Annotated in this window: 25 protein-coding genes; 11 read left to right on the top strand and 14 right to left on the bottom strand. The window is 50.5% G+C overall.

Translation table 11 applies throughout. The annotated features are described in order from the left end of the window. Position 1: 1 nt before the first annotated feature. Entirely contained in the window at positions 2-1,276 is a 1,275-nt protein-coding gene (locus tag AC5JLP_RS34710) for an HhoA/HhoB/HtrA family serine endopeptidase (protein WP_496072446.1), read from the bottom strand. 122 nt (positions 1,277-1,398) lie between these two features. On the opposite strand from AC5JLP_RS34710, the gene AC5JLP_RS34705 reads away from it, so the two are divergent. From AC5JLP_RS34705 to petM, 3 genes are all read left to right on the top strand, one after another. Then, complete coding sequence (locus AC5JLP_RS34705; RefSeq protein ID WP_496072445.1) at positions 1,399-2,406, top strand: peptidoglycan DD-metalloendopeptidase family protein; 1,008 nt, start codon at positions 1,399-1,401, stop codon at positions 2,404-2,406. 191 nt (positions 2,407-2,597) lie between these two features. Then, entirely contained in the window at positions 2,598-3,338 is a 741-nt protein-coding gene (gene psb29 / locus AC5JLP_RS34700) for a photosystem II biogenesis protein Psp29 (protein ID WP_496072444.1), read from the top strand. A 205-nt stretch (positions 3,339-3,543) separates the two neighbouring features. Continuing rightward, positions 3,544-3,645 carry a cytochrome b6-f complex subunit PetM gene (petM, locus tag AC5JLP_RS34695; RefSeq protein ID WP_496072443.1) on the top strand — a complete coding sequence of 34 codons (102 nt, stop codon included), beginning with the start codon at positions 3,544-3,546 and terminating at the stop codon, positions 3,643-3,645. A gap of 59 nt (positions 3,646-3,704) precedes the next feature. Here petM and AC5JLP_RS34690 read toward each other — a convergent pair whose 3' ends face one another. Continuing rightward, positions 3,705-4,232, bottom strand: coding sequence for a hypothetical protein (locus tag AC5JLP_RS34690; protein WP_496072442.1), 528 nt, complete (start codon positions 4,230-4,232; stop codon positions 3,705-3,707). 540 nt (positions 4,233-4,772) lie between these two features. Here AC5JLP_RS34690 and AC5JLP_RS34685 point away from each other — a divergent pair. Together AC5JLP_RS34685 and ygfZ are read left to right on the top strand one after the other, a co-directional pair. Beyond that, entirely contained in the window at positions 4,773-6,377 is a 1,605-nt protein-coding gene (locus AC5JLP_RS34685) for an NAD(P)H-quinone oxidoreductase subunit 4 (RefSeq protein ID WP_496072441.1), read from the top strand. Between the two features lie 127 nt (positions 6,378-6,504). Then, positions 6,505-7,566: a CAF17-like 4Fe-4S cluster assembly/insertion protein YgfZ gene (ygfZ, locus tag AC5JLP_RS34680; protein ID WP_496072440.1), complete on the top strand. Its 1,062-nt coding sequence runs from the start codon at positions 6,505-6,507 to the stop codon at positions 7,564-7,566. 15 nt (positions 7,567-7,581) lie between these two features. Here ygfZ and AC5JLP_RS34675 read toward each other — a convergent pair whose 3' ends face one another. After that, positions 7,582-7,938 carry a (2Fe-2S) ferredoxin domain-containing protein gene (locus AC5JLP_RS34675; protein WP_496072439.1) on the bottom strand — a complete coding sequence of 119 codons (357 nt, stop codon included), beginning with the start codon at positions 7,936-7,938 and terminating at the stop codon, positions 7,582-7,584. Between the two features lie 220 nt (positions 7,939-8,158). Here AC5JLP_RS34675 and AC5JLP_RS34670 point away from each other — a divergent pair, with 220 nt between their 5' ends. Together AC5JLP_RS34670 and AC5JLP_RS34665 are read left to right on the top strand one after the other, a co-directional pair. Continuing rightward, a complete protein-coding gene (locus tag AC5JLP_RS34670; RefSeq protein ID WP_496072438.1) occupies positions 8,159-10,072 on the top strand; it encodes an ATP-binding protein in 1,914 nt (637 codons plus the stop codon). A 212-nt stretch (positions 10,073-10,284) separates the two neighbouring features. Beyond that, on the top strand, positions 10,285-11,013 hold the full coding sequence (locus AC5JLP_RS34665) for a hypothetical protein (protein ID WP_496072437.1): 729 nt from the start codon (positions 10,285-10,287) through the stop codon (positions 11,011-11,013). Here the strand turns inward: AC5JLP_RS34665 and AC5JLP_RS34660 are convergent. The 3 genes from AC5JLP_RS34660 to AC5JLP_RS34650 all read right to left on the bottom strand — a co-directional run bounded on the left by AC5JLP_RS34660 (position 10,979) and on the right by AC5JLP_RS34650 (position 12,512). Next, complete coding sequence (locus AC5JLP_RS34660) at positions 10,979-11,395, bottom strand: type II toxin-antitoxin system death-on-curing family toxin (protein WP_496072436.1); 417 nt, start codon at positions 11,393-11,395, stop codon at positions 10,979-10,981. The two genes, AC5JLP_RS34665 and AC5JLP_RS34660, sit on opposite strands and share 35 nt — an antisense overlap. Then, on the bottom strand, positions 11,382-11,573 hold the full coding sequence (locus tag AC5JLP_RS34655; protein ID WP_496072435.1) for a hypothetical protein: 192 nt from the start codon (positions 11,571-11,573) through the stop codon (positions 11,382-11,384). The genes AC5JLP_RS34660 and AC5JLP_RS34655 overlap by 14 nt, the downstream gene beginning before the upstream one ends. Before the next feature lie 207 nt (positions 11,574-11,780). Continuing rightward, positions 11,781-12,512, bottom strand: coding sequence for a M15 family metallopeptidase (locus AC5JLP_RS34650; protein ID WP_496072434.1), 732 nt, complete (start codon positions 12,510-12,512; stop codon positions 11,781-11,783). A 192-nt stretch (positions 12,513-12,704) separates the two neighbouring features. Here AC5JLP_RS34650 and AC5JLP_RS34645 point away from each other — a divergent pair, with 192 nt between their 5' ends. After that, positions 12,705-14,177 (top strand): TldD/PmbA family protein, encoded by a 1,473-nt coding sequence (locus tag AC5JLP_RS34645; protein WP_496072433.1) that lies wholly within the window; start codon positions 12,705-12,707, stop codon positions 14,175-14,177. Between the two features lie 389 nt (positions 14,178-14,566). Here AC5JLP_RS34645 and AC5JLP_RS34640 read toward each other — a convergent pair whose 3' ends face one another. The 3 genes from AC5JLP_RS34640 to AC5JLP_RS34630 all read right to left on the bottom strand — a co-directional run bounded on the left by AC5JLP_RS34640 (position 14,567) and on the right by AC5JLP_RS34630 (position 19,089). Next, positions 14,567-17,221 (bottom strand): secretin GspD/PilQ domain-containing protein, encoded by a 2,655-nt coding sequence (locus AC5JLP_RS34640; protein ID WP_496072432.1) that lies wholly within the window; start codon positions 17,219-17,221, stop codon positions 14,567-14,569. A gap of 511 nt (positions 17,222-17,732) precedes the next feature. Further along, positions 17,733-18,923: a glycosyltransferase family 4 protein gene (locus AC5JLP_RS34635; protein ID WP_496072431.1), complete on the bottom strand. Its 1,191-nt coding sequence runs from the start codon at positions 18,921-18,923 to the stop codon at positions 17,733-17,735. A gap of 28 nt (positions 18,924-18,951) precedes the next feature. Continuing rightward, positions 18,952-19,089 carry a hypothetical protein gene (locus tag AC5JLP_RS34630; RefSeq protein ID WP_496072430.1) on the bottom strand — a complete coding sequence of 46 codons (138 nt, stop codon included), beginning with the start codon at positions 19,087-19,089 and terminating at the stop codon, positions 18,952-18,954. Positions 19,090-19,187: 98 nt separating this feature from the next. On the opposite strand from AC5JLP_RS34630, the gene AC5JLP_RS34625 reads away from it, so the two are divergent. Next, positions 19,188-20,345 carry a universal stress protein gene (locus AC5JLP_RS34625; protein ID WP_496072429.1) on the top strand — a complete coding sequence of 386 codons (1,158 nt, stop codon included), beginning with the start codon at positions 19,188-19,190 and terminating at the stop codon, positions 20,343-20,345. 172 nt (positions 20,346-20,517) lie between these two features. Then, positions 20,518-21,789 carry a histidine kinase gene (locus tag AC5JLP_RS34620; RefSeq protein WP_496072428.1) on the top strand — a complete coding sequence of 424 codons (1,272 nt, stop codon included), beginning with the start codon at positions 20,518-20,520 and terminating at the stop codon, positions 21,787-21,789. A gap of 18 nt (positions 21,790-21,807) precedes the next feature. Here AC5JLP_RS34620 and AC5JLP_RS34615 read toward each other — a convergent pair whose 3' ends face one another. Then, positions 21,808-22,254 carry a sll0565 family protein gene (locus tag AC5JLP_RS34615; protein WP_496072427.1) on the bottom strand — a complete coding sequence of 149 codons (447 nt, stop codon included), beginning with the start codon at positions 22,252-22,254 and terminating at the stop codon, positions 21,808-21,810. A gap of 21 nt (positions 22,255-22,275) precedes the next feature. Here AC5JLP_RS34615 and AC5JLP_RS34610 point away from each other — a divergent pair, with 21 nt between their 5' ends. Continuing rightward, positions 22,276-22,629, top strand: a complete 354-nt coding sequence (locus tag AC5JLP_RS34610; protein WP_496072426.1) for a DUF6439 family protein — start codon at positions 22,276-22,278, stop codon at positions 22,627-22,629. Between the two features lie 136 nt (positions 22,630-22,765). Here the strand turns inward: AC5JLP_RS34610 and AC5JLP_RS34605 are convergent, their stop codons facing one another. From AC5JLP_RS34605 to AC5JLP_RS34590, 4 genes are all read right to left on the bottom strand, one after another. Continuing rightward, the gene (locus AC5JLP_RS34605) at positions 22,766-23,548 is read right to left on the bottom strand and encodes an SDR family NAD(P)-dependent oxidoreductase (protein ID WP_496072425.1); all 783 of its coding nucleotides are present in this window, start codon (positions 23,546-23,548) and stop codon (positions 22,766-22,768) included. Positions 23,549-23,638: 90 nt separating this feature from the next. Then, positions 23,639-24,088, bottom strand: coding sequence for a MarR family winged helix-turn-helix transcriptional regulator (locus tag AC5JLP_RS34600; RefSeq protein WP_496072424.1), 450 nt, complete (start codon positions 24,086-24,088; stop codon positions 23,639-23,641). Between the two features lie 106 nt (positions 24,089-24,194). Next, positions 24,195-24,386, bottom strand: a complete 192-nt coding sequence (locus AC5JLP_RS34595; protein WP_496072423.1) for a hypothetical protein — start codon at positions 24,384-24,386, stop codon at positions 24,195-24,197. A 250-nt stretch (positions 24,387-24,636) separates the two neighbouring features. Continuing rightward, on the bottom strand, positions 24,637-24,924 hold the full coding sequence (locus AC5JLP_RS34590; RefSeq protein ID WP_496072422.1) for a hypothetical protein: 288 nt from the start codon (positions 24,922-24,924) through the stop codon (positions 24,637-24,639). Between the last annotated feature and the right edge of the window lie 241 nt (positions 24,925-25,165).

Below are 25,165 nucleotides of genomic sequence, written 5' to 3'. Positions count from 1 at the left end.
CTTATGGTCGGCTTTCAGTTTTGCTTGGAAAGGGGGCTGGCTTGAGTTGAAGGTTGCGTCGTTGATTATCGCGCACGATCTCAACCACCAGCATTTTATTGATCGCGCTTGCTTCGACCCTTTCTTGCACATCTGAAGCCGTTTTGACAGGCTTTCCATCAACCTTTTGGATAATATCGCCCTGCTGAATACCAGACTGAGCGGCTGGAGAGTTGTCAAAAACCCGCACAATCAGTACGCCCTGATCCTGATTAACCTTCAGCTTCGCATCCTCGTCTTGGTTGATTTCTTTACGTAAGGCTGGAGTCAGATCCACCATTTGAATGCCCAGGTAGGGATGCTCCACTTTGCCTCTAGCAAAGAGCTGGCTGGCGACCCGTTGTGCCGTTTCGATCGGAATCGCAAAGCCAAGCCCCTGAGCATCGGCACGGATGGCGGTATTGACCCCAATCACTTCACCCTGATCGTTCAGCAATGGCCCGCCTGAATTGCCAGGATTGATCGCTGCATCGGTTTGGATAAAGCTAACTCGCTTATCGGGAACACCTACCTGAGAACTCGATCGCCCTGTCGCGCTGATAATACCTGCGGTAACGGTGTTATCAAGCCCTAACGGATTGCCGATCGCGATCGCCCACTCGCCGGGAGTTAAGTTATCAGAACGTCCAACCCGTACCGTTGGTAGCCCTGTGGCGTTAATCTTAACGGCTGCGACATCCGTGACAGTATCAGAGCCGATCACACGACCTTCAAACGTGCGACCATCTCTCAGCGTTACCTCTACTGTATCTGCGCCAGCCACCACATGCGCATTGGTCAGCAACCGACCATCACCACTCAAAATAAAACCAGAGCCTGTACCACGCTCAACGCGCTCTTTGGGTACAGGCATCTCGTTACCAAAGAAGCGCCGAAAAAGCGGATTCTGAAGCGCGTCTGGGAGGCTGTTCACCACTTTACGGGCGGCATCAATACGCACAACTGCCGGGCCAATCCGCTCCACTGCCGTGGCAATAAAGTTAGCGCCACCAGATCGCACCAGATCATTGGGTGCTAAAGCAGCGGTTTGATTCGCCGACTGGCTGGGCACTGGTTTCAGTACAGTTGGCATATCGGCAGAGTTGGATTTGATCCGCTCATGAGGCAAAAAATAGTAGCTGCCGATAATCCCGGTGCCACTGCCGATCGCCAGCAACGAAGCATAGGTCGCCAACTGCTTCAAAGAGAGATTCATAGCGCTATTAGCCAACAACAGCCGTGTTAGCCCAAACAACATGGGCTTATTGTAACTGCTTGCCTCTATTCCAACCGTTACGTCTACCCCGGTTCCATCATCCGGATTGAGACCGCTTTGAAAAGAAGGGCTTAAAAGGGAACGCGGTAGAGTAGAAGAACAGCATGGTCACACTGCACATTCACGGCGAAAGTCTGGGAAAATCTGGCGCTATGAGACAAGTTCACTGGATGCAGGTTCACTGGTTATTGATCCCGTTGGGTTGCCTGAGCTTTACGCAAGCAGCTTTGAGTGCTGAGCGATCGCAGGTCATTGCACAAGCAACCCCGGTACCCGCGCTAAGTCAATTAACCTGTGCGTCTTCTGCTCTTTCGCGGTTGGTACAGCACAAAGTTGCCTCCGGTGAAACGCTGGAAAGTATTGCACAACGCTACGATTTGATTCCCTCCACCTTGATGGGCTTCAACCCAGTTTTACGGAGCGGCAAAGCACCTGTTGGCGCTGAAATTTTGATCCCTCCCTATAACGGTATTCGGGTAGAGGTCAAGCCAAACCAGACGTGGCGGGATGTGGCCAAAATATACAACATTCGCCCCGATGTTTTATTTGAAGTCAACGGCTGTCAGACAGCGCCCAAAGTTGTCTTTGTCCCCGGTGTGAATTGGTCTCCTGTGGCAGCAACCACCCCAACGGCTAAACCTGGTGTCACTCAGCCAGTGCGTCTTCTGAGTGCTTATCCACTTACCTCCAAACCAGCGCGATCGGCCCTACTGCTGGGTTACGGCTGGGGCATTCAGCCCTTAACGGGTAAGGTTGGCTTCCACAGCGGCATTGATCTGGCGGCCACCGTTGGTTCGCCCGTGCTAGCTGTTGCCAATGGCACAGTTGCCTTTGCTGGCAAACAAGGTGCTTACGGCAATCTGATTGTCATCAACCATGCTGAAGGGCTACAAACACGGTACGCTCAACTGGCGACCATAAAGGTCAAAGCAGGGCAAGTCGTTAAACGTGGACAAGCGATCGCCACAGTTGGCACGACTGGAACCCCCAGTTCTAAAGAACCACATCTGCACTTTGAAGTGCGATCGCGCTCTGGACTGGGCTGGGTTGCCAATAATCCCGAATCCTACGTCTTGAAGGATCTCATGCGGCCTACCCAAGCGAAAAAATAAGCAGCGTGTTAAGACACTCGTTCTACATAGCACTCATTACCCACAGGCATCTAGCCACTTACTTGGAGTTGTGACAAAGGAGTTTATTCAACGAGGTAACGGGGATCGCAGGCAGTCCAACTTGCTCAACGCTTGGCAAACTTGCCGTCAAGCGCGAGAATAAGAGTAGTTCTGCTCTATCTCAATTTGCTGTGAATAACGTTCGTACCGTCTCAGATACTAAAAGAGCCTTCTACACGATCCATACTCGCCCCATTAATTCGATCTACCGCCGGGTAGTAGAGGAGCTAATGGTCGAGATGCATTTGCTGACGGTCAACGTAGACTTCCACTACGACCCTTTCTACGCGCTGGGCGTTTTTACCTCGTTCCATCGCTTCATGCAGGCTTATCGTCCTGAACAAGATATTGCCTCTATTTTTGATGGTCTTTGTAAAGCGTTGCAGGATGATCCCCAGCGGTACAGGCACGATTCAGAACGGTTGCAGACTCTGGCAAACCGCTCATCTGTCGAAGATATCATGAGTTGGCTGGAGCAAACGTCTTCCATTGCAGACTTTAATGATTTGCAGCAAGCTGCCGCTGCGATCGCGCACAATGCGAACTTTAAGTACAGTCGTCTGTTTGCGATCGGGTTATTTACTCTGTTAGAAGCAACGGATGCAACGCTAGTCAAAGATGAAGCAAAGCTGCTTGAGGCGCTCAAGAGAATCTGTAGCGCTTTGAACTTATCACTAGACAAGGTGCAAAAAGACCTGGAGCTCTACCGCAGCAATCTTGAGAAAATGGCTCAGGCGCAAATTGTTATGGAAGACGTGCTAAAAGCAGAGCGCAAGAAGCGCGAAGACCGTGAGCGGGCAAAAGCAACCGCAAGCTCAGGCACGCCTGCTGATTTAACCGAGCCGAAAGAAGAAGCAACTCCAGGTTCCTGATCCGTTGTGCCGTTCCATGCACCGATCGCTGTGCATGGCCTTATTCTGAACCGCTAAAGTTCTCTTTGCAGCGAAGCGATGTGGTCAATCCAGTTTAGAATACTCTGTGTTGGCATGTTCGCAGTAGCTACAGTGGTTTTCACGTTCTACCGCTTCGACTTGTAACCGCCATTTCAAAACCGTACCACAAAGGAATCGATTACCAATGGGTGAAATTCTCAATGCAGCTTTATTGCCTCCTGTCCTAATTTTGATTGGACTTAGCGTGGGCTTCCTTCTGCTCAAGTTACAGGGCGGCGAAGAGTAAAGATTGTGCGGCAAAAGCGCACCTTTTGCCGAAGCTTTTACATCTGTAAATTTGTCGGCTCAGCTCGTCGGTAAGTTAGCAAACGTCTGCTCTACAACCAGGTGAGCCTTACGATCGAGCTGATCCCAATCGACTTCTCCAGCTTCATCAAAGAGAGTCGTGTCGATTTTCACTCCCCGACTACCGCCGATCGACTCAGGAGCGTGAGATGTTCCGCTTGCAGGGTCATAGTCCTGAAAACAGATTTTATAACAAAGGTTCCAGAGATCGACAGTGACGGTCTGCTCGTGCTGCTGGAGGTGCAACAGGTAGCCTGGATGCGGTGAAGGGAGTTGCGCTAAAGCAGCCTCGATCGCGATCGATTCTTCAGCTGACGCTGACTTAAGCTCCGTTTGTAGCTGACTTACTCTGGCCTTATCGACTGCACTAACACCTTCAGACCAGATTGGCACGTCTTCATACATCCCTTTCCACGAAGATTGGTCAAGCTGCTTGCGAAGATTATCAACCAACCGGATGAAGGCAGGCTGCATGAGTTGTTCTGCTTGCTGCCAGGCTGTTAAATCCTGGAACTTGGGCGTTGCCATAGAAAAAGTGTATTGCTCGCAACATATCATCGTACCTGAGTAAGGCGACCGCTCGGATTTTCGTAACAAAATCGAAATAATTGGCACATGTCTTAGCAAAAGCTGTGCAAAGGCAAGATCAGCAAAAAGCCTGCTCAATAGTAACTTGGCCTTTTTCGGGTGCGATCTTCGTTGCTTGAGCAGATACATTCATTCAAAAACCGTCACAATATCGAGGACAAAGTTTATTTAACTTAATAAATTGGGGTAGTATAAGCCAGTAGGTACAAATTCTTAATTAGCTGATTGTTTAACACGTCTACTTAGTCTGTGAAGGAGACATCCAGTGATTGCCGTACCAGGTTAAGCTTTTTGACCTTGAACCTCACGATTCATAAGCGGTAGTTACTGCTCAGTTATCAATTGCAAGCGCGTCTGGAGCTATCCAGTCCTCCACTTGGATAAGTGGGCTTCTCTGCGGATTAGGTTTGGGTTGCTTCTTGCTCATCATCCAGCAACCCCAAGGCTCTTTATTCCCGCAACCTCAAGTAAGTTTTCAAGATGGATACCCAATTCCCTTGGCTCACAACGATTACCTTGCTGCCCCTTGCGGCTTCTCTGCTCATTCCGGTGCTGCCGGATAAGCAGGGCAAAACGATTCGATGGTATGCCCTTTCGGTTGCTCTGCTAGACTTCGCGCTGATTGTCTACGCATTCTGGCAAAGCTACGACTTCCAGAATCCTGACTTGCAAATGGTTGAGACGATCGCATGGGTGCCTCAACTGGGTCTGAACTGGTCGTTGTCTGTTGATGGCATTTCAATGCCGTTGGTAGTCCTGTCTGCTTTGGTGACAACGCTGGCGATTTTGGCCTCCTGGAAAGTGACGGAGAAACCCCGTCTGTTTTACTTTTTGATGCTGGCGATGTTCAGTGCTCAAATTGGAGTTTTCTGCGCTCAAGACATCCTGTTGTTCTTCCTGATGTGGGAGTTGGAGCTAGTTCCGGTCTATATTCTGATCTCCATTTGGGGTGGCTCAAAGCGTCTTTATGCCGCGACAAAGTTCATCATTTATACCGCGATCGGGTCCATCTTCATCCTGGTGGCGGCTCTAGCGATGGCGTTCTACGGCGGCAATGTCACGTTCGACATGCGCGAACTTGGGTTGAAGGACTACCCGCTTACGTTTGAACTGTTGGTCTATGCGGCCTTGTTTGTCGCTTACGGGGTCAAACTGCCCATCTTCCCTCTGCACACCTGGTTGCCAGATGCTCACAGTGAAGCGTCCGCACCCGTCTCAATGATTCTGGCAGGCGTTTTGCTCAAGATGGGCGGGTATGCCCTCATTCGGATGAACATGGAAATGCTGCCGGATGCTCACTTCTATTTCGCTCCAGTGCTGGCCGTGCTGGGTGTTGTCAACATTGTTTACGGCGCGATCGTCTCCTTCGCACAGCGCAATCTGAAGCGTCGGATGGCTTACTCCTCGATTTCCCACATGGGGTTTGTCCTACTCGGTATCGCGTCCTATACGGAGATTGGTCTGAGCGGTGCGGTGCTTCAAATGGTTTCTCACGGGCTAATTGCGGCTGCCCTGTTCTACTTGTCTGGGATTGCCTACGATCGCACCCATACGCTGATGCTAGATAAGATGGGCGGCTTGGCAAAAGCGATGCCAACGGTTTTTGCACTCTTTACGGTTGGCTCAATGGCTTCGTTGGCGCTTCCCGGTATGAGTGGCTTTGTGAGTGAGCTTGGGGTTTTCCTTGGCTTTGCGACCAGCGATTCCTACACATCCACCTTTAAGGTCGTCGTGGTCTTACTCTCAGCCGTCGGTTTGATTCTTACCCCGGTCTACCTGCTTTCGATGCTGCGTGAGATGTTCTACGGCGAAGAAAGCGCCGAGTTCAAAGGGACGGTTTTGCTGGATGCCAAGCCTCGTGAAGTCTTCATTACTGCTTGCCTCCTGCTGCCTGTGATTGGGATTGGGCTGTACCCGAAACTCATGACTCAGGCATACGACGTGAAAACGGTAGAGATTGCCAGTCACGTGCGATCGGCAGCTTCTACAGTGGCGCATCAGCCTCTCGAACTGTTTTCTCAAATCTCAGAAGCTCCAGCGTTCACGCACTCTGCAACGCCTGATTTATTGGGCATCGTCAAATAAGTTGATTGATAACAACTGAATCGATTGTAAAAGGCCTGTGTGATCCATTCACATGGGCTTTTTGGTTAAGGAGGCTTGAGTCGCGGTAATCTGAAAGCGAGACCCTGCACCCATGAGTTGGATTGTTATGACTGAGAGTTTACGTGCTATTCAGAAACACCTTGGTGCTGAGTTTGAGGAACCTGTCAGCGTGCCTGTCAGCTTTGGTAATGATGTAGTGGCATTGCAAGCCGCACGATCGGGTGTGGCAGTTTGCGATCGCACCCATTGGGGTCGCATTCAGCTCACTGGGGCCGATCGTCTCAACTTTTTGCATAACCAAAGCACAAACGACTTCAAGCGGCTGAAACCGGGCCAAGGTTGCGATACCGTTTTTGTGACCTCCACAGCTCGTACCATTGACTTGGCAACCGCTTACATCCTGGAGGATGCTGTTCTCGTCCTGGTTTCGCCTAATCGCCACGAACAACTGCTCAAATGGTTAGATCGCTACATCTTTTTTGGTGATCAAGTCACGTTAACTAATGTAACTGAGCAAACTGCCAGTTTTAGCTTGATCGGTTCCAAAAGCAGTAGCCTGCTTAAGCAATTAGGCATTGAAATTCCAGCTAACACCTCCTACGGTAGCCACTGGCTCACTACGCTAGCAGGACAACCTGTACGCATTGGTGTCGGTAGTGGTTTAGCGCTAGAAGGCTATACGTTGACGACAGATAATGTAGCTGCTGCTCCGTTGTGGACGGTGCTTGTGGAAACGGGTGCTACGCCGCTCGGCGATCGCGTTTGGGAGCGTCTCCGCATCGAACAAGGTCGGCCTGCACCGGATCATGAACTGACGGAGGACTACAATCCCTTAGAAGCGGGGCTATGGCAAACTATCTCGTTTGACAAGGGTTGCTATATTGGGCAGGAGACGATCGCCCGCCTTGATACCTATAAAGGCGTGAAGCAGCAGCTTTGGGGTATCCGTCTCAAGCACAGCGTTGCGCCAGGAACCCCAATTACGTTGCAAGAAGAAAAAGTTGGTATGCTGACTAGCTCGACGGAAACAGCACAGGGAGCGTTTGGGTTAGCATATATTCGCACCAAAGCAGGCGGTGCTGGTTTACAGGTGCAGGTTGGTGAGACCGGAGGAGAGGTGGTAGATGTGCCTTTTGTCACGCGCGATCGTGTAAGTAAGCAGCCCTAAATTGTCAGTATAATCCTACGATTGCTGTCCAAGCTCGGCATGGAAATGAGGTGAAAGCATGGCCCTAATGGGGCGAACACCCCGCAGATGGCGTTCCACCACGTCGGGCACTTCTTCTGGACGCACTCGACAATACCAGATGTTATCCGGCAAGATGCGTACCATTGGGCCATTGCCGCACTGACCCATGCAGCCCGTTTTAGTTACGATATAGCCAGGAACTGGATGTGCTTGAAAGGCAGCTAAAACCGCGATCGCGCCCTGCTTGAGACAGGTACGATTCTGGCAAACTAGAACATGCTGATGTGTAACAGGCTCAGCAGGCGTAGAAGATTGCAGCGATCGTGTATCAGGGGATAGCGGTGAATTCATGTGCGATCGCATTTAAATCGGAAATTGGAAGTAACGTACTCTACAAACACTCTACAAAGAATTAGTAGAAAATGGTAGAGATGGAAGCTTTATTTGTGGGATTGTTGATCAATAATCCTGATGCTTTTCTAAGCTAACCGTAGATGATGAAAGGGTGCTCAGCTCAGTCTTTTTTAGCATTCAGATCAGTTAAAGCCTCGGTAGCTAAGTTTTTCACAGTATGAATACTGAAAGCAAGAGCATTATTCTCGCTGAGTCGTCCAGAATCATTGGGCAGATTGGTAATAACATTGTGCTTGACCTGTATGCACGAGTGCGCGAAGTTGAAGCACTCACTCGTACATTAGGTGCCACGATCGAGCATTTACCCAAGAGCGAATCTTTGTTCAAAGCCATTGTTCCCACCTTGCTCAATTTTCAGGGCGATCTGAGTATTGCAGGCGGTGGTGTCTGGCATGAACCTTATCTTTTTTCTCCCGATCAAGCGCGTCGAAGCTTCTTTTTTGGACGCAATGTTGAGGGCAAACTGGAATATTTTGACGACTATAACAAACCTGGTTCAGGTTATCACTACGAAGCATGGTACGCCGTAGGGCGCTATGCGAAAACTGGGCAATGTGTTTGGAGTGCGTCGTATCTCGATCCATACTCCCATCAACCGATGATTACCTGCACTACGCCTATGTTTGAAAGGGGCATTTTCTCTGGTGTGGTGACGGTTGATTTAAAGCTAGAGGGAGTACAGGCATTTATAGAAGCCTGGCGTGAAAAGACGGGTGGATACATTTTTGTTCTAGACCGAAATAATCGCTTTGTCACCTTTCCCAACCCACTTCTAGTCAAAATAAAGCCCGATGAGAGCGAGGGGCATACTGCGGCAGAGTTCATGCTGGCAGGTGAGTTTGCAGGAAAGCAGCCTTTGTTTGCGCCCCTGGCGATCGCGGTTGAGTCCATGAATCAGGCAATTTTGCAAGAGGCACAACGCCGCTCAGATGACCAGTTGGATGTTGCAAAGAGGCTACATACTGACAGCTATCAAATTGATGTGTCAGAAGCAGATTTGATCGCATCAATCTTGACTGATCCGCTAAACGTCAATGATGATTCTGGTGAAGGTAATTCCACCACGCATCTTTATCAGCAATTTGAAATTGAATGTGATTTCTTGCTTAAAGAACCTGCTACTGCTTTCTTGTTTCATGTGCCACGATCGTATTGGAAGGTGGTGATTGTTAAACCTTTTTCAGAAGCAGCAATGGCAACCTATAGCATTATTCAAGCAGAGAAAATGTCGAGTTTAGGACAACTGGTTGCTGGTGTTGCTCATGAAGTTAATAATCCGATTAATTTTATTTATGGCAATCTCACCTATACCAACACATATACTCAAGACCTGCTGGCGATCGTCAAGCTCTACCAGCAGTATTATCCTGACCCACCACCTGCAATTCAGCACTTACTAGAAGATAGTGATCTAAGTTTTGTTGAAGCCGATCTACCGAAGCTTTTGGCCTCAATGCAAGTAGGAGCCGATCGGATTCGGCAGTTAGTACTGTCCCTACGCAACTTTGCCCATATAGACGAAGCGGCTATCAAAACGGTTGATGTCCATGAAGGGCTGGAAAGTACGTTGATGCTGCTGGATAGCCGCTTAAAGCGCTGCCCCAACGAGATTAATATCCAAATTTGTAAAAACTATGCTGTTCTGCCACCCGTTGAGTGTTATCCGGGGCCTCTCAATCAGGTTTTTATGAATATTCTGGTTAACGCGATCGATGCACTGGAAGAGTCGATGAGCAGTAACCTGCGACTGAGCATCAGTGGCATCCAGTCCCATGAAGGGAAACAGGCTGTTAATGTTAAACAACCCACCATTACGATTCAAACAGAGCAGCGGGGTCAAAGCGTTGCAATTCGGATTGCTGACAATGGATCAGGCATTCCAGAAGGAGTACAGCAGAGGCTATTTGACCCTTTCTTTACCACAAAACCTGTTGGCAAAGGTACCGGGCTAGGGCTAGCGATTTCCTACCAAATTGTGACAGAAAAGCATCATGGGCAACTAAAGTGCCAATCAACACCCGGTCAAGGCAGTGAGTTTTACATCGAAATTCCCATTCAACTCGAACTGTAGCCAACGTGAGCCTCGAACTATAGCAAAAGTGAGTGGTACCCTCCTTCATCCATGCCCCCTTATGTCGCCTAACCGTTAGCTTTAGAGTGCAAGGCTTGACGTAACAAAAATCGACTTTTCTAAAGTTACTGGAATGCAACCTATGGGCCAGAATAGGGGATGGTAAAGCTTAGCTGGCGCAATGCTACTGTCGCGCCGAGGAGATCAGGAGCATGCGAGATAACACCAACCTCTTTTGGTTTGGTTTTTTGATTGAGTTCGTCTTCATTTTGGCAATCGTCAAGCTGGTAGACTTAGGCTCCAACAGCAACGATAAACTTGATGCCGAACGCAACCGTATGAGGCGGGAGTACGAACGCCTGAAGCAGGCATTAGAGCAAAAAGCCGAATTAACGCAAGAGAATCTCCGTTTGCAGGTCTTGCAGCGACGGGATGAACAACTCACTCAGATGCTTCCCGATCGCCAATCCCCCCTACAGCCATCAGAACTGTTAACGGATGAGCATAAACAACTCCAGCAAGCGCTACAGCAAGAAACCGATCGACTCACACAGAAATGCTTGCAGCTTGAGCAGGCGTTGCAGCAGCAAGAGGCAACGCTAACTGCAACCTTCCGCCATACACTCTTTAAGCAACTCCAAACGCTCTTTACCCACCATCCCACCATTAGCAAAATCATTGAAGCAAAACCAGACTTGCCTGCCAAAAGTCTAACGCCCATGTTTGTGCCCCTGGAGAATTTGATTCAGAGTTGGGGGTATCACCAGATTGGTACAGCATGGGAACAAGTGGCTTATGATCCAACCCTTCATCAACCGGATGTGCCTGATCTCGCGCCGGGTGAATTAGTCTATGTTCGCTTTGTGGGCTATCGGGATGGGAATACAATTCTTTGCCCTGCTAAAGTCAGTCGCACACTGACAAAAGCGATCGGTGCCTAGTGGATCGATCGCTCCACCACAAGGTCGCCAAATCAGTCTTACTGATGCGCCCATTCACTACGTCTTGCACCAGTGAATAGGCTTGCTCGTTGGTTAGCGTCAGCGTAGAGCCATTAATACGTAAGAAAGTATCCATCACAGCAAAGGTCGTGCGCTTGTTGCCATCCAGAAACGGATGATTTTTCGCCAAATGGTAAAGGGCGGCTGCTTGCTCGTAAAGCGTGGCGTGCAGAAATTCACCACCAAGCGTGGCTTGTGGTTGCGCTAAAGCTGATTCCAGAAGCCCTTCATCTCTAATACCAGCGGTGCCACCAAATCTTTTAAGTTGTCTGGTGTGGATGTTTAGTGTTTCAGCGATCGAAAGAAATCTAGGAGTTAGCAAGACGACGGTACACCTCTTCTCGTTCTCGCTCTGAATCCAAATACGCTTGCCACACTTCAGGACGAACAGCAGGTGGAGTGTCCGTTGCTTCGAGGGAATGGATAAACGTCAGCACATCTGTGAGCTTTGGTTCGGGTAACTGATCAAGGGCTTGAATGATCTGTTCTTTGGTTGTCATCGTTTTGTTTCACCATGCTACGTCTAGTTTACTCTGGGGTTAATTTAGGCCGCGCCAGGAAACAGGTTTTTAGGAGCGTAGGGGAACTGGTAACCAATAAAATCCCAGGCTGAAGGGGGTGAATGAGTGGAGGGGTGGATGAGTGGAGAGGTGAATGAGCGGTGGGATGTTATTCCCCAGCGAGTCCCTAGAGGGTTTGAAGTTGCCTTAGAGAGCGGTTTCTAACGGCACATCTAGCAGTGGAAACTGAGACCAATTCGCCGCATCAAAATGCCACCATTCTGTTATCAATGGCGTGAACCCATGCTTCGCCATTGCGTCTTGTAAGCGCTGACGATTCTGTTTTGCTAATGAACTTGCACCGTCATAGTCTGTAGCGGCTTGCTCGGTAAAGTCATCGAAGGCGGTGGGCATTAGGAGTTCGTTGCCCTGCCGATCGACCAGCGTGACATCGACCGCAGACCCGCGATTATGCCGTGATCCGGTAGCGGGGTTAGCAACGAAGCGATCGTTCGGTACCAGCTTCCACATTTGTTTCTGCACCGAGAGTGGACGGTAGCAGTCATAGACTTTGAGACCCAACCCATCCGCTTCCAGATCTGACTGCACCTGCGAGAGTTGCTCTGCAACGATCGCTCTCAGCAGGCAGCGAGGCTGTTTGTAAAGTGGTCGGTGCATAAAGTTGTTAGCGGTCGCATAGCGCATATCCAGGCGAATGCCGGTATTGAGCATGTGAAGCTCAACGAGCTGTGCCTGCTTGGACATCTTCTTGGGCTGCACGGTGAGAACAGTCGTTGGTTGAGGCATTGCTACATTTGGGCTAGAGATGGCGCTTGAGTCAGCAGCACTGGGTGAGTAGCTCTGACAGGCGAACGAGAAGGATAGAAGTGCGATCGCGGCGAGTTTCAGCCAATAGTAGAGTTTGTTTAGGGGTTTCACTTATTGAGTTCTCATGTGTAAGCAGTAACACTCAGTATTCCCGTAACGTCCAGTTCTCTGACAAAAGAATCGCAGCCCCTTTAGAATAGAGATCTTAAGCATAGAGATCTTAAAAAGAGAAAGCTTGCCCTTCTAGCTAGAAGAGAAGTCCTGACGAATCAACTCGTTCCACGATCGCAGCCGAGGCTACCCATGATTGCAACTCCGCTTCTTCGCTCTAGAGAACTGCCGACATTAGACTATACGTCTACGCGCGATCGCTTCGACGCGACCTGGGAATCTCCCCTATCAACGTTGTTAGGGTTAGGGCGGGCAGCAGGCGCAGATTTCGTTGAATTCTTTTTAGAGCGGGTCAACTATATTAGCTGCCTTGCTGAAGACGATGCCATTACCAGCATTTCGCCACGACTTTCCACGGGTGCAGGTATCCGCGTCTTTCGCGGTCAAACCGATTGTTATGTCAGCACCAATGATCTAACCTTTTCTGGCCTAAAAGCCGCCCTTGAAAAAGGGCTTTCCATTTTGGGCTTGCAGTTGCCCTCACCGGGAGCCTACATCCCCGAAATCAACCTGGAACCGCTACGGGACTATGCTGTTTTGCGGGGCAAAGAGTCCTGGCTCTCAGAAGCTAGCTCTATGCGCGAGATGGGCGAAGTCTTGTTGGATGCCAATGCTCGCTTGCAGCAAAAAGCTACGCATGTGCAATCGCGCCGTGCGGTCTACTTCCGTGATTGGCAGGAAGTGCTGGTGGCTTCCAGTGACGGCACGTTTGCCAGAGATATCCGCCTGACGCAATCCGTTGGTTACAACTTGCTCTGCGCTGATGGCACCAACCGCGCCTCTATTGGCGAACGGGCAGGCAATACCAGCGATCCAAACTTCCTCCGCACCTGGGATTACGCGTCTACCGCTGAAAGCGTCGCTGAATCTGCTGGCAGAATGCTTTACGCGGATTATGTGGAATCGGGCACGTACCCGATCGTCATGGCAAATAAATTCGGCGGCGTGATTTTCCACGAGGCTTGCGGTCATCTGCTGGAAACCACACAAATCGAGAAGCGCACGACTCCCTTTATAGACAAAAAGGGCGAAAAGATCGCCCACGAAAACCTGACAGCCTGGGATGAAGGGCTTTCTGCTGATGCCTTTGGCACGATCGACATGGACGATGAAGGGATGCCTGCCCAACGCACGCTTTTAATTGAAAAAGGGGTGTTGAAGAACTTTATTGCCGATCGGGCAGGCTCCATTCGCACGGGACATCCCCGCACTGGCAGCGGACGTCGTCAGAACTACACTTTTGCGGCGGCATCCCGCATGCGGAACACCTATATCGCTCCCGGTAATTTCACCAATGAAGACCTCTTTGCATCCATTGAAAAAGGTATCTACTGCAAAAAAATGGGCGGCGGCAGCGTGGGTGCTACGGGTCAATTCAACTTCTCGGTAGATGAAGCTTACCTGATCGAAAACGGCAAAATCACCAAACCTCTTAAAGGCGCAACGCTGATTGGTGAAGCCAAGGAAATCATGAACAAAATTTCCATGTGTTCCAATGATCTTGATCTGGCAGCAGGCTTCTGTGGCTCCGTGAGCGGTAGTGTCTACGTCACTGTTGGGCAACCCCACATCAAAGTCGATTCCATCACAGTTGGTGGACGGTAGGGAAAGCTTTGGCACTAACCCATGCTAAGGCGTGTTTTAAAACTTCTCTGCTGCGTTGGTTATCCGCGCTGAACTGTAAGTTCGCGCTCACAGATCCAAGCCCACTAAAGGGACTCAAGACATTGGCATTCCCTTTAGTGGCCTTCCTGCTGCTAGCCCGGATTTGCAATCACGGGCGGGAAAGCAGCGTGGTGAAAGGTTTTAGAACATATCCTAGTGGACTGTCAAGCTTAAAATTGTGGGTAGTCAAATCTTGTAGGCGTTTGCTAGAAGTACTTCCAGCAGTGGTTCACGCACAAAACCAAAACTGACAAACCACCAGGCGATCTGACGCTAATAAAGGCAGGCTGGATGGTTGCTGCGATCGCGGTACCTCGGCGATGGCTGACTCACTCTGAGGGACGGCTGGAGTTTGAGTCAGATGGTGCATTGCTAGTCGGTGCGGTTGGTGTGTTCCGCTGTAAGAGCGGAGTTGTCTGGGTTGGTGCTACTGGAAGGTTCTGCGGTGCTAGCTGTGGCACAGGACTTGCCTGGGTTGGTGCGGTTGCTCCATTCTGGGTGGACGCTTGAGGCACCTGGGGGGCTGGTACGTTCCCTTGTGGTGGTAAATTACCTTGCGGTGGCTGGGGTAAGCGCTGCAAAAACTTCTGCACCTCCGGGCCTGGAAGATAGTTGTAGCCGTAGGGCGATCGATCCGAATCATCCAAGATTTGCGGTGTCACCAGCACCACAACTTCATTGCGCGATCGCTCTTTGCGGCGGTTGCGAAACAGCAGATTGAGCAGCGGAATGTCACCCAAAATGGGCACTTTGGTAATAATTTCTCGATCTTGCTCCTGAATAATGCCTGTCAAAATCAACGTTTGACCATCTCGTAACCGAATTCTGCCTGTCTCCAACCGTCGGCGGTTCACCAACTGTTGAATAAGCAGATTGTTCCGTGACGGATCGGTGATCTGTTGACCGAGCGAACTGACTTCGGGTGAGACTGCAATCGTAACAAAGTTGTTGTCATCAATTTGATCCACCTGCACATTCAAAATTACGCCCACATCCACAGGTGGCTGCGGCAGAATTCGCGTTGAGGTCACATTGCCTTCCGTCACGCGCTGCTCTGTAAAGCCCGAAAAGACTTGAGAGGTCAGGTTGACCTGCGATTGGTTGCCTTCCTGCACGATGAGGGTGGGATCAGTCAGAATTTTGGCATTGCCTGAAACCACTTGTGCTTGCAGGTTTAGCAAAAACTGCGCCGGAAACTGAAATAACGGTGAGAGTCCATAGGTGAGTGCCTGCCCCAGCACGGTGGTGACATTGCCGCTGGTGCTCACCGTCGAGCCGCTGGTGAGTCCCGTGACGACTGGAGCGAGTGGGTTAGCATTGGTCGGGCTGGCAGGCTGAAAGCCCAGGGTGTTGCCTTGGCGATCGGTCACCTGAGCACCCGTATTGAGCGGTGGTTGTACAGTGGCAAACGGGTTGGCGATCGTCGAGGGACTGGTCAGGCTATTCGAGTCAATCAACGACGGGTTGACTGGGCCAACGTTGACCCCGCCTCGTCCCTGGTTCACATTAAAGAAGTTGCCAGCCACACCAAAGGAAAAGCTAGAGCCAATGTTGCTCGTTTTTGATAGATCGACTTCCACAATTTTGACGTTGACCGCGACCTGCTTACGGCGCGCATCCAGCTTGTTGAGGTAGTCTGTTGCAAGCTGTACCTGCTCCAGAGAACCCACGATCGACAGCGTATTGGTGCGTGCATCAGCCGTTACCTGTAAGCCTTTAAAGACAGGACTTCTAGCCGTGGCGCTGTTGTTTGCCCCCAACTCTTCCATCACTTGCAGCGCCCCTTTATACGGGATATTTTCGGTGGTGGCGCTGGTTCTACCGACCTGGCTTGTCGTAGTGCTGCCACCCTGTCCACCGCCGCTCGTCAGACTAGAGGCACTGACAGCCGTTGTTGTAAGGTTTGTCTGTGGTAAGGTGGCCCGCATTTGATTGAGCCGTAGGGTGCGCGCCACATAGCTACCCGTTGTGGCAGGTAGATTGAGACCCACAAAAATCGTCCTACCCATGCGATTCGCCTTCAGCCCTTTCGCCCGTAAGATGTAATTAAACACATCTTGAATGGGTTCGTTCTCGATATCGAGGGAAATATTGGAATCAATAATCAACCCAGCTTGTCCAGTCGCTCCAGTGGCAGGTGTTCCGCCTAAATCTTCGGCATACACGATACCCAGATCGGCCGCCCGCGCCAGCAGTGCCAGTGCTTCTCGAACAGGCGTTTCGCGCAGCACGACCCGCTCAATCCGGGCAGCTGTACCCAGATCGATCGTCGTGGCCTGAACGTTGAGATCGGTGTAGGTAATCCGGTTGCCGGGTAGTGTTGCGGTCGGGGTTGGAGCGGTAGAAGGGATGGTTAGTGTCGTTGGTTTGGAAAGGAGCTGGGGCCTAGGGACAGGAGATTGCGCAATGGTAGAAGGCGTTGCAGCAGGTGCTTGGGCACCCGATGGGGCAGGCGTAACCGCACTGTTTGTCGGTGCTGGAGCCGTGGTGGGCACTGTGGGAAGCGTTGACTGCGGTTGAGGTGATGAGCTGGCAGGTCGCCCTGCGATCGAGGCAGCACCAAGTGCAGCGGTATGGAGCAGGCTGAGGGTTAGCTTTGTGCCATCCTGCTGTACCTGCCCCATGAGTGCGCCGGGTTTTCCGGTGACGATGACCTGGATGCTGCTGGCACTGGCAGCCGTAATGCTAATCGTCTCAATGCCAGGTGCGGGATTCTCTTGACGATAGGGTTTAGCTGCGGCTGTACCTAGCTGAGCATTGGTAATATTTGCGATCCAGGTATTTCCCTGACCACTCGTAAAAATTTGGGGACGATCGCCGCTCTTTTGCGCTACGGTCTGGAGCTGTAGCACGATATCAAGGCCGCTAGCTGTAGGAGTCAGAGCAATGCCACTGACTTGAGTGAGCGCTCCAGCAGATTGAGTGACCAGCGCGATCGCGGCTGCACTAAATAAGCCACCGATCACAAGATGGTACCGTTGCAAGCGTTCCTCCTCTGTGCCAAATAAAGCGCATGTGTCCAGTAAAGCGCGTAAACGCCCCGGCTGAAACTGACAGTGCCAGGAACCTGCTTAGAGACGATCAACATTACCCTGCGGCTAAACCAACGAATAAAACACGTGCTACTGAAAGTCTTCTAAGACAACTGCATGATGGGGAAGGAACAAGCACCCGATCGCTAAGCCTGAGCAGTTCACAGATGCTACCTCAGATCTGCCGCTATGAAACACGGTCAAGGTAAAGGCTCCGTTAAGGTCTTGGGGGAGGGAGAGAGTTTTGAGTTTTGAGTTCTGCTATCAGCCGTCAGCTATCAGCGGTCGTGTAGAAGTTTTGAGTTTTGAGTTAAAGAGCGATCAGCCAACCCTACGGGAAGCAAGCTACAGCGGTCAGCGGTCAGCGTTCTTCTAACAACCAACTTCTTCTGCCTTTTACCTTTTTACTTTTGCCTTCTGCCTTCTGCCCCCTGTCTCCTAACCCCTGCCCCCTTCATTCAACTTACTCCCACAAGACCTGCGATCGCTCGTGCAGTACTCGCCCATAAACCGCCTCTGTTTGCAGCGCCAGTTTTGCCCAATCAAACCGATGCTTCAGATCCGCATAGGCGTTGTCTACCAGCCACTGGGCATAGCCTGGATGCCGCAGGATCTCTAAGATGCCCCAGGCGAGAGAATCTGGGTTATTTGTCCAGGTGACGATGCCAGTTTTGGTGTGACGCACGACTTCAGGCAGGCCACCCGTATCAGACACAACCACTGGTACGCGGGCGGCAAAGCTCTCCAATGCCACAATGCCAAAGGGTTCGTACAGGCTGGGAAACACGGCACAGTCTGCTACCGTCTGAAAGCGATCCAGATCGGCATCTGACATAAACCCGGTAAAGTAGCATTGCTCCCAAATGCCCAATTCCCATGCTTGGCGCTTTAGTTGGTCTGTGTTGCCGCCACCAATGAGCACAAATTTGACGCCACGATCACTCGCTTGAATGACTTTTGGCGCAGCGCTGAGTAAAACTGAAACGCCCTTTTCGTAAGACATTCGCCCGACATAGTAGGCAATTTTTTCCTCATCCGCTGCGAACCGTCGTCGAAACGTCCAATAGTCAAACTCTGGATCACGGTGCTTTTTTTCAGGGCGAATGCCGTTGTATACGACATCAATCTTGTTCCACGGTGCACTCAGTGCACGCTCAACCTCTAGCCGCATGTAATTCGTACATACAACAATGCGCCAAGCGTTGTGTGCTAGCAATCGTTCTTTGTGATGGATATACCATTGGACGTCGGTGTGAATGCCATTGTGGCGACCAAATTCTGTGGCGTGAATGGTGGCAACCAGAGGCATCTTGAAGGTGTGCTTGAGCGCGATCGCGGCATCTCCTACCAGCCAATCATGAGCATGAATGAGATCAAAAGGGCCTTCTTCGAGCAGCAACTTGCCACCGTGTTGACCCAGGCTTTCGTTCATGTTGACGATCCAGTGAAAGAAGTCACTGCTGAAGCCAACACCAACGCGATGGACATGAATACCATCAACGACTTCGTAGCAAGGCGCTTGACCAAACTCGACCGTAACCAAATGGATTTCGTGCCCCTGCTTGGCAACTTCAGGGTACAGTTCTGCTACGTGTCGAGCGATTCCACCCACAATACGAGGTGGAAATTCCCAAGCCAGTACCAGAATCTTCATCGGCAATCGTCTCGACAGTTGACTTATTTTAGCGCTGCACAGTGTTCTCCTTAAAGTAGCTCAGGAGGTACAGCCGTTTTCTGGGAGGACTGGCACGATTAATCGTGGGCAGAAGTGGGGTGGGATCACCACAAATCATCAGTATTGTGGGAATTGGTGAACGCATGCCGTCAACGCTACCGTAATCTAGTAGTATGCACTACAACAGAGGAACTAGATGGGATGGTCTGGGCTGATTAATGATGAGGGTAAGAGGCTAAAGCAATGACTCGAACAAACGCTCCAGTCCTTTTTCCCCCTTTTCTGGTGGCAACCGATGGCTCACCAAGTGCCTTTCTCGCGCAGAAGTTGCTGGTGATGATTGCCCACTCCACTCAAGGGCAGCAAAATGGCAACGGGCGATCGCTCGTGACGGTGCTGTCAGTGCAACCTCGGCGCTCTAGCCGTTCAAGACGGTTGACGCCCATGCCGTTGTCTCCCCAACCGTCTCTATCAAACGCAGCCCTTTCAACCGACGCCACTCAGGAGCCTGTATCTACCTCTGCCCATGCCCCTTCAGAGCCAACAGCAACCACGGCGTCAACACCAAACGCAGATGACTTAACCAGGACGATGGAAGCACTACCAACGACGGTACCGTTTACTGTCCAGGTGCGTCAGGGCCGTCCCGCGATCGAGATTTTGAACTGTGCTCGCGCTATGCAAGCCGGACTGATTGCCGTCGGGTCACGAGGCACAACCAATATGCGTGGACGGTTGATGGGCAGCGTATCGACCGTCATTGCACGTTATGCTCCCTGTAGCGTACTGGTGTTTCGTGGAGCCGTGATGCCTCCTGAAGCAGAACCAAATTTGCATCACCTTTTGTTGATCGTTAATGATTCTCCAGCTACTCAACAGGCGATTGAAGCAACTCGTCAACTGATCCCCGCAGGTGTAAGGTACCTGACCATTCTCTACACTCAGCATCCCTTAAACGCCGACTACCTGTTTGGCCCTTTTGCCACGCCCACGCCCAGTTGGCAGTTCAATCAATCTCTGCAAGATGCCCAAAAAGAACGAAGTGAAGAGGTGCTTGCACACGCCAAAGCCGCCTTTAGCGCCTCAGACCTTGAGATTCACACGCTTCGCCAAATCGGCGATCCAGGCCCATTAATTTGCCAAACGGCCCAGCAACAGCAGGTAGACCTGATTGTACTGGGCGGCAATGCCATGCAGAGCTGGCTACGCCTCCCTTCTGGCGAAGGGCTATTTCCCTTGCAATCCTTTCGGCGATCGAAACCACTATCGAAACAACCAACGGATGCTGAGAGTACCAAGCAACCGCCTGCCCTACGTAATGCGCGTCTCAGTGCCGCTGAAGACTATACATTACATCATGCACCCTGCCCGGTATTGCTTTGTCGATCGACTCAAGCTTGATCTAACCTGAGCGACCGTTACGGTTCAGTTACCGATGACCAGAATTGGATAGAAGGGGCTACTCTAGAAAGTAGAGAGATACATTAATTCGATTGAATGTTTTAATGTTCACTCCGCTTGTAAATCAAGCAAAACTTTGCCCCGTTGACACCAAGTGCTGGAAAGAGCTGGCATGCAGGCATTTTCTGAAAAGCAGACCAGCGGCGAAATGCTGCTACAGTTATTGCTGTTTGTTGACAAACGACCGAGTTCGAGAGAACGGATTCGACACATTCGAGATGCATTGAAAGATCTCAGGACAGCGTATCCTTTTGAGCTAGAGGTGATTGATGTTAGTGAGCAGCCCTACTTAGCAGAACACTTTCGCTTGGTGGCAACGCCTGCTTTAATCAAACTTCATCCTCAGCCTCGGCAAACTCTGGCTGGTAGCGATCTGGTTGCTCAACTGCAACATTGGTGGCCTTACTGGCAACGCTCTGTCGAAGCTTATCTTGTGAATGATAGCTACCAGCAACCCCCAGGCGAAACCCTTGAAGCGTTAAGAGCAGGCACGATCGCAGACGGTGCAACCGCCAGCTATCTGACCGAATCGACTGACGCGAACTCTTCAAACAAAGCCTCTACGAGCGGGTTGTCTAGCGCGTTGGGCACGATCGCTCGTTCCACTGAGCTGATTCATCTGACGGATGAAGTTTTTCATCTTAAGCAAGAGAAAGCTGAACTGGAGGATCAGTTGCGCTTTAAAGACGAAATTATTTCCATGCTGGCTCATGATTTGCGCAACCCCCTTACGGCTGCGTCGATTGCCATCGAAACTTTAGAAATGGGCCATAGCGTCACCGAAGGTTGGTCTTCTCGACTTACGCCCTCTCTAACCGCACAACTCCTGAAGCATGCACGCACCCAGACTCGTGCGATCGATCACATGATCACCGATATTTTGCAGGCAGCCCGGGGTACTAGCGGCGAGTTGCGCATCGTACCTCAAAAGCTAGATTTAGGTAGCTTATGCCTTGAAGTGCTGGCTTATCTGCAAGACCGTTTTCAAGCAAAATCCCAACGCGTGAATCACGACATTCCTTCTGATTTACCCAGCGTTTATGCAGATGGTGAACGAGTGCGGCAAGTATTGGTCAATCTTCTTGACAACGCGTTTAAGTACACACCTGCCGGGGGGGCGATTGTTATTTCCACCCTGCACCGTACCACGCAAAAAGTACAGGTGAGCGTCTGCGATAATGGCCCTGGCATTCCCGAAGAAAACCGCGATCGCATCTTTGAAGACCACTTTCGCCTGGAGCGGGATGAGGCAAAAGATGGCTATGGTATTGGGCTATCACTCTGTCAGCGCATCATTCGCGCACACTACGGACAAATCTGGGTAGATTCGACTCCCAATAACGGCAGTTGTTTTCACTTTACGCTGCCCGTTTACCGCATCTGATACAGAGTCTTAATGTAATTATTGCTGGGGCGCTTGAGGAGCAGAAACTGAGGGTTGTGGCGCGGGGGATGGGTTGTGCAATGTGGCAACCGCGATCGACCAACCAATGATAAGACCCAAGCCGCCAAAGCGCACAATCTGCCAGAACGGTTCTCGTAAGCTACCCCAGGAGAAAAGCCGACTTTCCAGGTTTACTTCCAATGCGTCGATTTGTGCTTGCAAGCGGGTTAACTCAGCTTTGAGGTCTGAGGACGACGATCGCTGAAGTTGGCGTCTAACGTCTGCTTTGTGTGTCTCAAGCGTTGCCTGCCGTTGTTCATCTTGCTGCACCTGCATGTAGCGTTCCTGGAGACCACGGAGCGACCACTCAACCTCTGCTAGCTCCTGCTCAAAGGTCTGTGCATCCGACAGTGCTTCACCGTCGCGGTCGGAGGCTGGATCAGAGGATGATGAGGGCAGCGGCATAACAGCGGTAGTAGAGTAGAGATGTCTTTAGATTATGCCCACGATCGCAGCAACCGTATGCCTGACCCGTCTATCTCCGCCACACCATCCCAGATTGTTTCTGCTGAAAACCCTGATCTGAGCCAATTTAGCGCTGCCGAACTAGCGCAAGCGCTGCTGGCAAAACTCGCGATCGACAACCGTGACTGGCATCGCCTCCAGTCCAACCGCAAAGCCCGCGCTAATGAACAAGCCGCTGCCGCGATCGTCTTCCTGCTCAAAGACCAGCCAGACGAAGCACTGCCAAGGCTTCAGCAAGCTGTGGCCTGGCTCGATCGCTCCATTTCTGCGCCTCCCTGCGAAGCACACGGCGATCGAGTAGGCAGAAAGGAATAAGAACGGGTTGAGTTACAAGCTTTTAACGTGCTTCAGTGTAACGACCCCGTTCACCCGACGCCAATAGCCTCTCGAACTTAGCGAAAAAACTCTCAAGGGTCAGGTGCAAGTGGATTATTATGCTGCTGTCGATAACTTACTTAAAAGCGCGTTGACTTACACTTCCAACTAGAGTTGCCAGAACAGCACGAGGCAGTAAGCGGGGCAAAATGTTCGACTCAAAAGAGTTTCTAAAACCGGGAATGACATAATGCCGATTGTGTTCCAGAGCTAACAGTCCAACGCGAACGACTTTCTGTGGGGAATGCTTTCCAGTTACAACATCACGCCCCATTGCGTTAAAGAAATCTGTGTTTGTTGCACCTGGACATAGAGCTAACACCTTAATGCCTCGTTTTTGGTACTCAATCCACAATGCTTCGCTGAATGAAAGGACAAATGCTTTGGTTGCTGCGTATACCGCTTGACGAGGCAACGGGTAGAAACTTGTGGTTGAACCAATATTAATAATGCTGCCTTCACCCTTTGCCAACATGCCTGGAATGAAGGCGTGAGTTAAATCAACGACAGAAAGCACATTGAGCATGACTTGCTGATGGTCTTTGTGAGACGAGATTGACTCGAATGCTCCGTGAGTGCTAAAGCCAGCGTTATTAACCAGCATAGAAACATTCAATTGCCTTGCTTGTGCCTCTTCATAAACTCGTAAGCTTTCTCCTTCACAACTAAGATCGGCTGTAATGACTTCGACACTGATGTTATGGCGATCTCGAAGTTGGGTTGCTAAAGCCTGTAGCTTATCTTCTGAGCGTGCTACGAGAACAAGGTTCATTTTTCGGCTTGCTAATTCATGAGCAAATGATTCGCCAATGCCACTGGATGCGCCAGTAATCAGAGCAGTTTTTCCGACATAGTGCATGGGTTTTCTCCTGTTTTGATTTGTCAAGGATTATAAGGTTCATTTTTTGAAAGGTTCATTTTTTGAACTTCAAGATCAAAAAAATAACCGCTAAAAATTTCTCAGCAGGTCAGCCTTCTGGTGATTGAGATGCACTGCTACTTTTCGCATCATCCGCACCATCTCCTGTTGCTCTGGCTCTTCTAAACCATTGAGAATCGCTCGACTAACCTTCCTATAGTTCTCAATTTCCATTGCATAAATTTTCTCTCCTTCGGGCATAAGGCAAATTCTGACAATGCGCCTGTCTTCGTCAGAGCGATCGCGGCACAGACACTTTCTTCTGACCAACCTATCTACAATTCCAGTCGTGTTAGTGATACTGAGTTTTGCTCTTTCAGCAAGCTCACGCATCATGAGCGGCTGAAACTGCCCTACTACACCAATGACACGGCATTCCTGCTTATTCAGGTTGACCGCTTCACCTGAACTCTGCTGTGCTACCTCAAAAAGGTCAGCAAGGATGGCGATATATTGCGTTAACTCGTCTGCTTTGCTCACACTACTTCAAAACTTAGCAAGTTCAAAAAATGAACAATCCAACTATAGACATAGAGGTTTTTGTTGTCAACCTTGGACTGCAACTTCTTGGCAGCCCAACAACTGATTAGGCTGCGGCTTGATCTGTTGCATGTGCCTGCAACCATCGGGCATAGCTAGCTAGCATAGTCGCTACGATCGCCTCAGAGAGAATGATCACGTTGATCATCGGGGAAAGCATCCAAAGCGGTGTGATCCAATAGTGTCCCAAAACCAGCAGACTTAACCCGCAGTACACATAAAGCAGTGCGAAAGCCAAGGAAAACTTGCGCTTGGAGAACAGCACATACCCAGCACAACTGAAGGGGTCATCACAATCCACAGCGAATCAATTAGAGCTGGAGTAATCCATCCGGGTTCGTGGTATTCCGGTAAAAACACTATGTTGTGAATGTAGTGCCCCAGTGACACAAAAATGTTGAGCAGAATCAACGTCAATAGCCACTTTTCCTGGTTAGAGTGATGCATCTGCCTCCTTCGCTCTTTAAAAACTAGCCCCCAATCATTGCTTAGCCTTCTTTTACCACTTTCAGCTTTTTACGGTCTGGTGGCATGGTAATAGAAAACTGGCTGACTATTTTGGCATTACTCTGCCCTGTCTGGGTTGAGGTTTCGATCGGGGCATTGCGAGCAGGCGACTGGGCCTGGATCGCTTCGCTAATGGGGTGATGCAGCAAGGTCAGTAGACAAGAACAGCCTGTAAGCAGCAGCAAATCCAGTTCTTTGCTCAACAGCCGTCGCGAGGCTTTGCGGAATGGTTGACCTGGAATCGCTGGCTTCAGTCTTAGGCGTGTCATAAGAGTGCAACTGTCGATAAACGAATTGACATTAATGGATGGACGCTCGGAGTTCTCAGTATACCCAAGACGATCGTCAACCTGCTTCATTTAGACTGACCAATTGATGAGCCTGTTCCTACATCGTGTGATGTGTAAGCTCTTGCAGCGTGGCATCGGTAGGCAACCAGAAATCAGGCGTTAAAAACATTTGTCATTCTGACCTCTAATGTTTGCAAATGAGTGCATCTCATGGTTTTTG

This window comes from Stenomitos rutilans, from assembly GCF_059505485.1.
The sequence above is the reverse complement of the archived record's forward strand: the minus strand, read 5'-3'. Positions and strand labels throughout refer to the sequence as shown.

Bases quoted from the DNA above. Each gene is read 5' to 3' on its own strand.
- AC5JLP_RS34655 (WP_496072435.1), bottom strand. From the start codon at position 11,573: ATGACAACCAAAGAACAGATCATTCAAGCCCTTGATCAGTTACCCGAA.
- AC5JLP_RS34630 (WP_496072430.1), bottom strand. From the start codon at position 19,089: ATGCGTTCACCAATTCCCACAATACTGATGATTTGTGGTGATCCCACC.
- AC5JLP_RS34670 (WP_496072438.1), top strand. From the start codon at position 8,159: ATGAATACTGAAAGCAAGAGCATTATTCTCGCTGAGTCGTCCAGAATC.
- AC5JLP_RS34675 (WP_496072439.1), bottom strand. From the start codon at position 7,938: ATGAATTCACCGCTATCCCCTGATACACGATCGCTGCAATCTTCTACG.
- AC5JLP_RS34625 (WP_496072429.1), top strand. From the start codon at position 19,188: ATGACTCGAACAAACGCTCCAGTCCTTTTTCCCCCTTTTCTGGTGGCA.
- ygfZ (WP_496072440.1), top strand. From the start codon at position 6,505: ATGACTGAGAGTTTACGTGCTATTCAGAAACACCTTGGTGCTGAGTTT.
- AC5JLP_RS34710 (WP_496072446.1), bottom strand. From the start codon at position 1,276: ATGTTGTTTGGGCTAACACGGCTGTTGTTGGCTAATAGCGCTATGAAT.
- AC5JLP_RS34620 (WP_496072428.1), top strand. From the start codon at position 20,518: ATGCAGGCATTTTCTGAAAAGCAGACCAGCGGCGAAATGCTGCTACAG.
- AC5JLP_RS34705 (WP_496072445.1), top strand. From the start codon at position 1,399: ATGGTCACACTGCACATTCACGGCGAAAGTCTGGGAAAATCTGGCGCT.
- AC5JLP_RS34615 (WP_496072427.1), bottom strand. From the start codon at position 22,254: ATGCCGCTGCCCTCATCATCCTCTGATCCAGCCTCCGACCGCGACGGT.
- AC5JLP_RS34685 (WP_496072441.1), top strand. From the start codon at position 4,773: ATGGATACCCAATTCCCTTGGCTCACAACGATTACCTTGCTGCCCCTT.
- petM (WP_496072443.1), top strand. From the start codon at position 3,544: ATGGGTGAAATTCTCAATGCAGCTTTATTGCCTCCTGTCCTAATTTTG.
- AC5JLP_RS34590 (WP_496072422.1), bottom strand. From the start codon at position 24,924: ATGACACGCCTAAGACTGAAGCCAGCGATTCCAGGTCAACCATTCCGC.
- AC5JLP_RS34610 (WP_496072426.1), top strand. From the start codon at position 22,276: ATGTCTTTAGATTATGCCCACGATCGCAGCAACCGTATGCCTGACCCG.
- AC5JLP_RS34690 (WP_496072442.1), bottom strand. From the start codon at position 4,232: ATGGCAACGCCCAAGTTCCAGGATTTAACAGCCTGGCAGCAAGCAGAA.
- AC5JLP_RS34645 (WP_496072433.1), top strand. From the start codon at position 12,705: ATGATTGCAACTCCGCTTCTTCGCTCTAGAGAACTGCCGACATTAGAC.
- AC5JLP_RS34635 (WP_496072431.1), bottom strand. From the start codon at position 18,923: ATGAAGATTCTGGTACTGGCTTGGGAATTTCCACCTCGTATTGTGGGT.
- AC5JLP_RS34605 (WP_496072425.1), bottom strand. From the start codon at position 23,548: ATGCACTATGTCGGAAAAACTGCTCTGATTACTGGCGCATCCAGTGGC.
- AC5JLP_RS34665 (WP_496072437.1), top strand. From the start codon at position 10,285: ATGCGAGATAACACCAACCTCTTTTGGTTTGGTTTTTTGATTGAGTTC.